At 73.9% G+C, this 9,651-nt stretch carries 8 protein-coding genes; all 8 read right to left on the reverse strand.

Annotated elements, in window-relative coordinates:
- Positions 1-622, reverse strand: a 622-nt coding sequence (locus VF665_RS17905; RefSeq protein ID WP_331054817.1) for a DUF4157 domain-containing protein, incomplete at its 3' end; no start/stop codon positions are given.
- Positions 619-870: a hypothetical protein gene (locus VF665_RS17910; protein WP_331054818.1), complete on the reverse strand. Its 252-nt coding sequence runs from the start codon at positions 868-870 to the stop codon at positions 619-621. The genes VF665_RS17910 and VF665_RS17905, both read right to left, overlap by 4 nt.
- Positions 871-1,160: 290 nt before the next feature.
- Entirely contained in the window at positions 1,161-3,071 is a 1,911-nt protein-coding gene (locus tag VF665_RS17915) for an ATP-binding protein (protein WP_331054819.1), read from the reverse strand.
- A complete protein-coding gene (locus VF665_RS17920; protein WP_331054820.1) occupies positions 3,068-4,312 on the reverse strand; it encodes a DUF4255 domain-containing protein in 1,245 nt (414 codons plus the stop codon). Before VF665_RS17920 ends, VF665_RS17915 begins: the two co-directional genes overlap by 4 nt.
- Positions 4,309-7,251 (reverse strand): hypothetical protein, encoded by a 2,943-nt coding sequence (locus tag VF665_RS17925; RefSeq protein ID WP_331054821.1) that lies wholly within the window; start codon positions 7,249-7,251, stop codon positions 4,309-4,311. Before VF665_RS17925 ends, VF665_RS17920 begins: the two co-directional genes overlap by 4 nt.
- A complete protein-coding gene (locus tag VF665_RS17930; RefSeq protein ID WP_331054822.1) occupies positions 7,248-7,979 on the reverse strand; it encodes a hypothetical protein in 732 nt (243 codons plus the stop codon). The genes VF665_RS17925 and VF665_RS17930 overlap by 4 nt, the downstream gene beginning before the upstream one ends.
- A gap of 5 nt (positions 7,980-7,984) precedes the next feature.
- Positions 7,985-8,509 (reverse strand): phage tail protein, encoded by a 525-nt coding sequence (locus VF665_RS17935; protein ID WP_331054823.1) that lies wholly within the window; start codon positions 8,507-8,509, stop codon positions 7,985-7,987.
- A gap of 14 nt (positions 8,510-8,523) precedes the next feature.
- On the reverse strand, positions 8,524-9,651 hold a 1,128-nt coding region (locus tag VF665_RS17940), incomplete at its 5' end, for a phage tail sheath family protein (protein WP_331054824.1).

Genomic DNA, 9,651 nt, shown 5'->3' on the forward strand with positions numbered 1-9,651 from the left:
GCGAGGGTGCCGGCGAGGGTGCCGGCTGCCGCGCGAGCGAGGTCCCGGCCGACCCCGGCCGCACCTCCGCCCGTCCGCCGCGCATCACCTGGTCCGCCGCCGCGTCCGCCTGGCGCTCCGCGGGATCGTCCACCGCGCCGATCTCCAGTTGATGCTGGATTGCGGGCGCCGAGCCGCGCTGCTGGACCACGTGCGCCAGTTCGTGGGCGATCAGCCGGTCGCCGGACGGCGTGCCCGGCGCGTACCGCCCCGCGCCGAAGACGATCCTCGGCCCCACGGTGTAGGCGTGGGCGGAGACGGCCCGCGCGGAATCCGCCGCCGCGCCGTCCGCGTGCACCCGCACGTCGCCGAAGCCGTGGCCAAAGCGCGGCTCCATGGCGGAGCGCACCCTGCCGTCCAGCGGCGCGCCGGGGCGGCGCAGCACGTCGTGCACGGCCGGGGGTGCCAGCGCGGGCGTGGCCCCGGCGGACGCGGCCTGCCGCTGGGCGCGCTGGCGGCACTTGTCGCACATCCCGTCCGGCCCGACCGTGCCGCCGCACGAACACCGTCCGCCGGCCGCGGCGGGAGCGCGGCGCAGCACGGGCGCGGCGGCGGGGCGGGTTTCGGAGAGCGCGGCCATCATGGGCGGGCGCCTTCCACCAATGCGCGGGCGATCCCCGCGCCGATCTGCGACGGGGGCATGCCCTCGCTCACCGTGAAGCGCCCGCCGTCCAGCCGCAGTGTCCCGGCGTCGCCCATGAGCGACGGCGGCAGCCCGCGCTCGGTGATAAGCCGTCCCAGCTCCGCGCGAAGCGCCTCGCCCACCGCGTCGCGGTCGCGCGGCGCCACGCCGTGCAGGACGAGTTCATCCAGGTGAAGGTTGATGGTCATGGGTGCCGGAGTGCGTTAGTGCTGGGTGCGTTAGTGCGTTAGTGCGTTAGTGCGTTAGTGCGTTAGTGCGTTAGTGCGTTAGTGCTGAGTGCTGAGTGCCAAGTGCCAAGTGCCAAGTGCCAAGTGCCAAGTGCCAAGGCCAAGTGCCAAGTGCCCGGGGCTAAGCCGGTCTCTTCTCCCGAATCCCGCATCCGCATCCACGCTGTGAGCTCGACTTTGTACCCGGCTCCCTCTCGGTCGCCGACGCACTGCCGGTTCCGCACTCACGCACCCAGCACTCACGCACTTTCTCAGTTCCCCCACCCCGCCACCTCCCCCGGATTGATCACCCGCTCCAGCTTCTCGTACTCCGCGCGGGCGGCGCGCAGGACGTCGTCCATGCGCACGGCCCGGCCGTCGCCGGCGGCCAGAAAGGCGGCGCCCAGGGCGATGTTGCGAATGTTGCCGCCCGCCACGTTCAGCCGCGCCAGCCGCGCCGCGTCCAGCCCCTCCGTGGGCGTGGCCGGCGGAAAGGCGCGCCGCCAGATCCCCGCGCGCTGCGCCGCGTCGGGAAAGGGGAAGTTCACCACGAAGCGGATGCGGCGCAGAAACGCCGTGTCGATGGACGCCTTCAGGTTCGTGGTGAGCACCGCCAGCCCGCGGTACGCCTCCATCCGCTGCAGCAGGTAGCTGACTTCGATGTTGGCGTAGCGGTCGTGCGAGTCCTTGACCTCGCTCCGCTTGCCGAACAGCGCGTCCGCCTCGTCGAACAGCAGCACCGCGCCGCCTTCCTCCGCCGCGTCGAACACCCGGCGCAGGTTCTTTTCCGTCTCGCCGATGTACTTGCTCACCACCTGGCTCAGGTCGATGCGGTACAGGTCCAGCCCCAGCTCGTTGGCCACCACCTCCGCCGCCAGCGTCTTGCCGGTGCCGCTGGGCCCCGCGAACAGCGCGCTGATCCCCAGGCCCCGCGCCCCCGCCCGCCCGAAGCCCCACGTCTCGTACACGCGGGTGCGGTGGCGCACGTGCGTCACCACGTCGCGAAGGGTGCGGGCCTGATCGTCCGGCAGCACCAGGTCGTCCCACCCCGCATCACCCCGGATGCGCTCCGCCAGGTCGTCCAGCCGCGGGCGGGCCTGCGCGCGGCACGCCGCCCACAGCCGCGCGCCCAGCCCGGCCTCGTCCCCCTCCGCCAGGGCCTGGGCGCCCGCCAGCCCGATCTCCCGCGCACCCAGGTGAAACTGCGCCACCAGCCCGTCCAGCGCGCCGTTCAGCGACGCGGCGGCGGGGCCCAGCGCAGCGTGCCACAGCGCGCGCTGCTCCTGCGGCGCGGGGCGGTCCACGTCCAGCCGCACCGCCGTGCGCGTGGAGGTGCGCACCGGCTCGCGGGCGGACACCATCACCGGCGCGCGCACCCGCTCCGCGAAGGCCGCCAGCGCGCGCGCCGTCTCCGGGCCGTCGCCGTCCTCCACCTCCACCAGCAGCGCGCAGCCGCCCAGCACCGCCTCGCGCTCCCACAGCCGCGCCGTGCTTTCACGTTCCGCGGCGCCTGACGGAAGGTCGCCGGCGCGGGCCGCGTACAGGCGAAGGCCCAGGGCCTCGCACGCGGCCGCGGCCACGGCGCGCTTGCCCGCGCGCTCGTCGCCGCACAGGCACAGCAGGGCGGGGACGGGCGCGGGAACGTTCCACGCGCGGATCACGGCGTCCGCCGCGTCCTGGTGCGAGCGGGGCAGGGGGCCGGACGGGGCCGCGGGCTCCACGAGGGCCATCAGCCGCTCGTCCACGCCGCCCACGCCGGCCAGGTAGTGCAGCACGCGCTCGTCCACCCGCAGCGGCGACGCGGTCAGCGCGTCGCCCGCCGTCATCTCCACCAGCCGCCAGTAGCGCAGCGGCGCGGCGGGGGCCATGGCGCTCCAGAACGCCTCCGGCAGCGCCGCCAGCGCCAGCCCGAAGGTGGGCGCGGAGCGGCCGCAGCGCGCGACCGCCGCGGCCAGCGCCGGGCTCAGCTCCATCCCCGCGCACAGCACGAGCACGTCGCGCTCGAACGGCGACAGGCCGAACGCCTGCGCCAGCCGCTCCAGCGCGGGCGGCGGATCCATGGCGGACTCCGGCGCGGCGGGCGGCGCATCACCCTCCCCGGAAAGGTGAAATTCCACCAGCGCCTGCACGCGGTTCACCGCGGCCATCAGGTGCGCCTGGTTGGCGCCGGTCCAGTCGCTCACAGCGTAACCTCCGGGCCCGCGTATCCACCCGATGCGCCGCGCTCCAGCGGGCTCTCCGCGCCGTCCACCTGCACGCGCACCAGGTACGTTCCGGGGGGCACGTCGCCCACGGGCCACGCGAGCACGTCCCCGTCCGCCGCGCGGCGGGGCAGGGGAAGGGCGAACGAGCGCCCCTCCGGGTCCGCGGACGCGTTCAGCAGCAGCACGGCGTTCTGCGCGGTTCCCACCCGCGGCGCCACGCGCACGCGGATGCGCCGCGGCCCATCCCCATCCGCCGGGAGCACCTGCACGTCCGGCTCGTCCTCCGCCGTCCTGGCGATCACGGGGCGAAGGACGAAGGGCGCCACGTTGCTTTCGCCGCCGCGGTGCGGGCGCGGCGGCGTCCCCATCATCCGCTCGTGCACCACCTGCAGCGGCTGCACGCCGGCGCGCAGGGTGCCGGGCGGGAGGGTGGCGAGCGGAACGCGGATCTCGCCGGATGCCGCGTGCGCCGCCTCAACCTCGTGCCCGGCGATGCGGACGCGGGTGCGGTCGCCGCGCAGCCGCTGCCCCTGAATCACCAGGACGCTGTCCGGCAGGATGGGCGCGCGGCGGCCCGTCTGCGGCTCCACCGACTCCACCACGGGCTGCCCGAACTGCACGGTGTGGATGCCGCGGGATTGCACGGGAAGGCGCGGCGCGGGCGTTTCATCCGCCTCCAGCGTGACCACGGACGCCTGGTACGCCACGGAAAGCGCGTACGGCACCTGAAACAGCACCGACCACAGCTTGCTGAGCTCTTCCAGGTTCAGCAGCACGGGGCTCAGGCGCACGGGCTCCGGTGATTCCGCCAGGTCCGACGCGTTCAGGTGCGGGGTGGATTGCGCCACCTGCCGCAGCAGTTCGCGCGGCAGCGTGGGGCGCGCGTGCAGCGTCCGCACGACGGCGCCGAGCATGCGGTGCGTTTCCAGCACGCGGTCGTCGCCGTAGAACGAGATCAGGTAGTGCAGGTCCACCGCGGCGGCCGGGCGCTGCGCCACGCCGCCGCCGCCGCGCCGCGCGGGGAGGTCGGCGTTGCGGTGCGCGGCGTTGGGGGTGATGCCGTACAAAAACACGTTGGCGCCCACGGACGGCGTCGCGTCCGGCGTGTCGCCCGGGCGCGCCACGGTGGCCTCGGCGCCGGCCACCACGCCGGTCACCACGTCTTCCAGCAGGGCGCGCAGCGAGGCGGTGGCGGTGGCGATCGCCAGGTAGTTGCTCATTGCCCGGCGCCCTTGTTCAGATACTCGTCCAGCGACAGCACGGGCGCGCGCCACCCCGGCGCCGCGGGCTGGTGGACGGGCTCCGGCGCGGGCGCCGGGGCCGGCCGCACCTCGATGCGCCCGATGCTCACCTTCACGACCGGCCGCTCCGGCTCCGCCGCCGGGTTCACGGCGGGCGCCGCCGGACCTCGGGGCGCGCTCCGCGACGGCGGAAACAGCATCGCCGCCTCGCCGGCCCGACCCGTCCCGCGCTCCGCCGCAGTCCCGCTCGCGCTCCGCCCCGCGTCCGTCGCGCTCTGATTCCGCGCGAACAGCGTCGCCGCCTCCGTCCTGTCGCCCGCGCGCTCCGCCGCCGCGACCGTCTGACCCGCAATGCGCTCCGCCGCCGAGACCGTCTGACCCGCAATGCGCTCTGCTGCCGATACGTGGCCCGCCGCGCGCTCGGCCGCCACGATGGTCCGATCTGCCGCGGGTTCCGCCGCCGCTACCCGGCCCGCGGCGCGCTCCGTAGCTGCCTCGGCGACTCCTCCGGCCGCGCGCTCCGCCGCAACGACCTTCCGAGCCGCAGCGCGCTCTGCGGTTGCCGCCTGCTCTGCGGCGCGCTCCGCTACAACGGCAGCCCGGTCCGCGCCGTGCTCTGCCACGATCGGCGACGGCCGTCCCCAAGCCGATCCGTCCGCGGCCGTCCCGGTCGATCCTGCCGAAGCTGCCTGCCCGCCGTTCCGCGCGCCCTGCTCGGCGCCCGCCGTCGCCGTCCGTTGCTGCGGCGGGAACAGCAGCCCGCTATCAACCGGTTCCGACGCGTCCCGCCTGGGATCCGCGGACGCGCGCCGGATCGCGACGGCATCCTGCCCTGCGCCGGTCGGGCTCGCAGCCGCACCCGCGCGCTGAGCCGGCGAAGCATCATGCGCCGCGATGGTCTGGCCTGTAGCCGACGCCGCGCCCGTTGCCGCCGAAGCGTCCGCCTGCTCCGGGACGGTCTCCCACGCGCCCGAAGCCGCCCCCGCGCGCGGACTCGCGACCGCGCGCGAACCCGCCGCCGCGTCTCCGCCCCGCGGTCCCATCGCGGAAGCCGCCGCACTGCCCTCCGGACCGCGCGTGTATCCCGACTGCGAAGCGTGCTCCGCGGGCATCAGCAGTCCGGTCGATGACGGATTAGCCGCGCGTGATCCGCTGATCCGCGCATCAGCGGCCGAAGCGGTCGCGTCCGCATCCATTGCGGCGCCCGTATCCGCAAGCTCTCCCGAGCGATCAGCGGTGCCTCCGCCGCCGAAGGTGGAGTCCGAATCCATCGCCGCTCCGGTCCGGCCAGCGGTGTGCGCAGGCCCCAGTTCCGCGGGTATCAGCAGCTCGGTCGATGACGGATCAGCCGCGGTCGATCCGCCGGTCCGCGCGTTCACCGCCGATGCGGTCGCGTCCGCCCCTGTCGCGCCGCTCGCCTGGATCATCCCGCGCTCGACGAATGTGCTCCCGCGCTCGACGAATGTGCTCCCGCGCTCGACGGATGTGCTGCCGCGCGCGGCGGACGTGCTCTCGTGCTGCGCGGACGTGCTCCCGTGCGCCGCGGACGTGCTCCGGTCCACCGCGGATACGCTCCGGTGCGTTGCGGGTGCGCTCTCGTTGCCCGCCGAGGCGCGAGGGATGGATTCCGCCGCAGTTGCGGATGTAGATGCTCCTGCGGATGCTGTTGCTCGCGCTTCTGAGCCCATCATGTCGCCCGCCTGCGCGCTCATGGACTCCGCGGATGCGTCGCGTCCGCCAGCTGCCGCGCGCGAACCGAAGTCCGTGGCCGCAGCGGATTCCGCTTGCCCGTGCGGCGCTCCGCTCGCGTCCGCCGCCAACACGTCGTTCCCGCCCGAGACGAATCTCTCAGCCGAAGAATCCAGCGTGGAGCGCCCGCCCGAGACGCCGCGCGTGAATGATTCGGGATCGCGATCAGTGTGAAAGAGCAGGCCGGCATCCCCGCCCGGCGCCTCGAGCCGTTGCCCGCCGCCACGCTGTTCATCCACCGATGCTCGATCCGTTTCTCCGCGGTGCGGCGCCAGCGCGTCGCGTTGCGCAAACCCGCCTTCGCCGGCGGTGACTTCGCCGCGCGAGACGATCGGATGCAGCGCTGTCGCGTCGTGCTCCTCGATCGATCCCTCACGGGAGATGTCGCCGCGCGCCCAGGCGGAAGCCTGCGCATCGCAGGCGGACGCGGGATCGAGCAGCAGCGCGTCCGGATCGCCGCCTCCAGTCGACAGCGCGAGTCCCGTAGAATCCCCCACGGACGAGCCGGATGCAGGCGCATCGCCCGCATCAGCCGTACGCCCACGATCCGCAGCCGGCGAGCCGGATGCAGCCGCATCAGCCGAACGGCCGCGATCCGCGGCCGCTGAGCCAGGCGGAACCGCGCTTGAGGCCGCGGCCACACGTCCGGAATCCGCCACAGACGGAGCGGACGGAATGGCAGCGCCCCCATCCACCGAACGCCCGGAATCCGAAATGCCCGCGATTGCCTCACCCGTGATCGCGTAGACGCCACCCGTATCCACCAGGCGCCGCAGCACCGGTGCGCCCGGCGACGTACCGGCGGGCGAAGAAACGGGTTCCGGCGCGTGCGCGGAGCGATCCCCATCCGCCACGGGCAGCGCCGCGTTCCGCACGTCGGACGCGGCCGCGACGGGCGCACCGGACGACGCAGCGGACGAGGGTCCGGCCGTGCGCGGGGCAGAGGATGAAGGCGACGCGGCCGCACGGGGCGAGAGCGCCCGGTCAGGCGCGGCGACGTGCGCGGTGCGGGCGGTCTCGCGGCCGCGCTCCACCTCGGCGTGCACCTCCTGGAACCCGGGTTCGCCCTCGGCAAACGCCGCGTCGGCAAAGCGCGACACCATCCGCGGTTCAATGGTGTGCGCCACGCCCAGCGCGCGTTCCGCCTGCCGCGTAAAGAAGTCGCTCATCCCTCCACCAGGTCCAGGTACGCCCGCCTGCGGTGCGGCGTCATCGACAGGATCTCGTTCTCGCTCCAGTGGTACGCCCGGGCCAGCGTGTGCACCTCGCCCAGCACCCGCCGCGCGCGCACCGCCAGCTCCGTCCAGAAAAAGGCGGGCACGTCCAGCACCGACCTCCACTCCGTTCCGCACGCCGGGCAGGCCAGCTCCAGATCCACCTCGGCCGTGGGCGACGCGGCGGCCATCGCCTCGCCCACCGCGGCCCGCACCGGCTCCGGCAGCGCATCCGCCTCCGCCGGGCCGTGCGGGCCCTCGATGCGCAGCAGGCAGCGCGCGGCCAGCAGCCGGCGCGCCTCGTCCACACCGCCCGCCTGCGCCGCCGCCGCCGCGTCGCGGCTGTCCGGCAGGCGAAAGCGGACAGTCCATCCTTCCGCGCGGGCCTCGTGCTCGCCCAGCGCGGACCCCTCCGAGGCCGCCAGCGCCCCGGTATCCAGCGAAAACTCCAGCCGCTCCCCGCACCGCCCGCAGGCGGTGAACGCCGACAGCGACGGGCCCAGCATGGCCGCCCGCAGCCGCAGCAGCCGCGCGTCGCGCTCGGCCAGCGGAAGGGCGGCAAGCTGGGCGCGCGACTCCGCGGCGCCCGCGGCCAGCAGCACCGTGAGGGCGCGGTCCAGCGGATGCTGTGCGGCACCCGCCTCCCACGCCCCCAGCAGCGCCCGCGCGGAAAGCGGGCTCACCTGCCTCAAGCCGGCTCGGTGAACGAAGGCTCGGTGGGCTCAACCACGTCGTAGTCGCGCTCCCAGCCTTCGTTTTCCAGCTTGATGCTCTGGATGGCCACCGCGTTGGCGTTGGCGTCCAGGTCCGGCTGCGCGGTGAACTCGCTCACCCAGCAGCGGAACACCTTGTAGGCAATGGCCAGCTGCCCGGCCTCGTTGTACAGCTCAATGATGACGTCCTTGCGAAAGTCCTTGAGCGAGACCTCCGCGCCCAGCCCGGAGCCGAAGTTCCACACCTTGTTGGCCCAGCGCTCGAACTCCGGGTCGTGCGTCACCCCGCGCTCCAGGGTGATCGCGTCGTACTCCGTGCGCCCCGGGCTCTTGCGGCTGCTGCTGGGGTCGCCGCCTTCGCGGTGCTTCACCACCTCGGTGCTGCGCTTGAGCGCGCCCACCTTGCTTACGCCGGCCACGTACCGGCCGTCCCAGCGCACCCGGAACTTGAAGTTCTTGTAGGGATCGAAGCGCTGGGCGTTTACGCTGAACTGTGCCATGGTTCGGGGTCTCCTCAGGACGCGGTCTGGCCGGCCTTCTGCTGCAGCCGGATGATGACGAATTCCGCCGGCTTCAGCGGCGCGAAACCCACCAGAATGTTCACCACGCCCAGGTTGATGTCGTTCTGCGTGGTGGTGTCGGCGTCGCACTTGACCATGTACGCCTGCGCCGGGGTCTTGCCCTGGAACGCGCCCTGGCGAAACAGGTTGTGCATGAAGGCGCCGAGGTTGAGCCGGATCTGCGCCCACAGCGGCTCGTCGTTGGGCTCAAAGACCACCCACTGCGTGCCGCGGTACAGGCTTTCTTCGATGTACAGCGCCAGGCGGCGCACCGGCACGTACTTCCACTCGTCGGCCAGCTTGTCGTCGCCGCGCAGCGTGCGGGCGCCCCACGCCACGGGGCCCACGCCGGGAAAGGTGCGGATGGCGTTCACCCCGCGCGGGTTCAGCACGCCGTTCTCGCCGTCCGTGAGGTGGTAGTCCGTCTTCTGCACTCCCAGCAGCGACGCCTCGGTGCCCGCGGGCGCCTTCCAGATCCCTCGCGTGGCGTCCGTGCGCGCGTACAGCCCGGCGATGGTGCCGGACGGCGCGGACAGCCGCGGCTTGCCCCCCTTGAGCGGGTCCGCCACGTACACCCAGGGAAAGTAGACGGCGGCGCGGTCCGTCTTGGGGAGCGCCGTCCCGGCCGCCAGCGTGGCCATGGCGTCCGGCGTCTGCGCCGAGCGGGGCGCGTCCACGATCAGAAAGGCGCGGCGCTCGCGGCAATAGGCGGCGGCGTCGGCCAGGATCCCGGGATCGGTCACCCCCGGCAGGCACATCAGGTTGAAGATGTCCACCGCCTCCAGCGCGTAGATCCCCTTGCGCGCCGACCGGTCGCCGATGAACAGGCTGTAGGCGTCCGCCGGGCCGTACGCGGTCTCGCCGCCGCTGCCCAGCGAGGTTTCCTGCACCGCGGCGCTGCTCCCCACCAGCTTGAGCGTGGTGGCCAGCGTGTCGCCCGAGGCCGCCGCCACCAGCACGGACGAGCCCGGGCCGCGGGTGCCGGAGCGCAGGCGCAGCCGGTCGCCGCCCTCCACGGTGACGGTGAAGCCCGCGTACGCCGGGTTGGTGGGCCGGGCGGCCCGCACCTGCGCCTGCAGGTT

The organism is Longimicrobium sp., assembly GCF_036387355.1.
Taxonomy (GTDB): domain Bacteria; phylum Gemmatimonadota; class Gemmatimonadetes; order Longimicrobiales; family Longimicrobiaceae; genus Longimicrobium.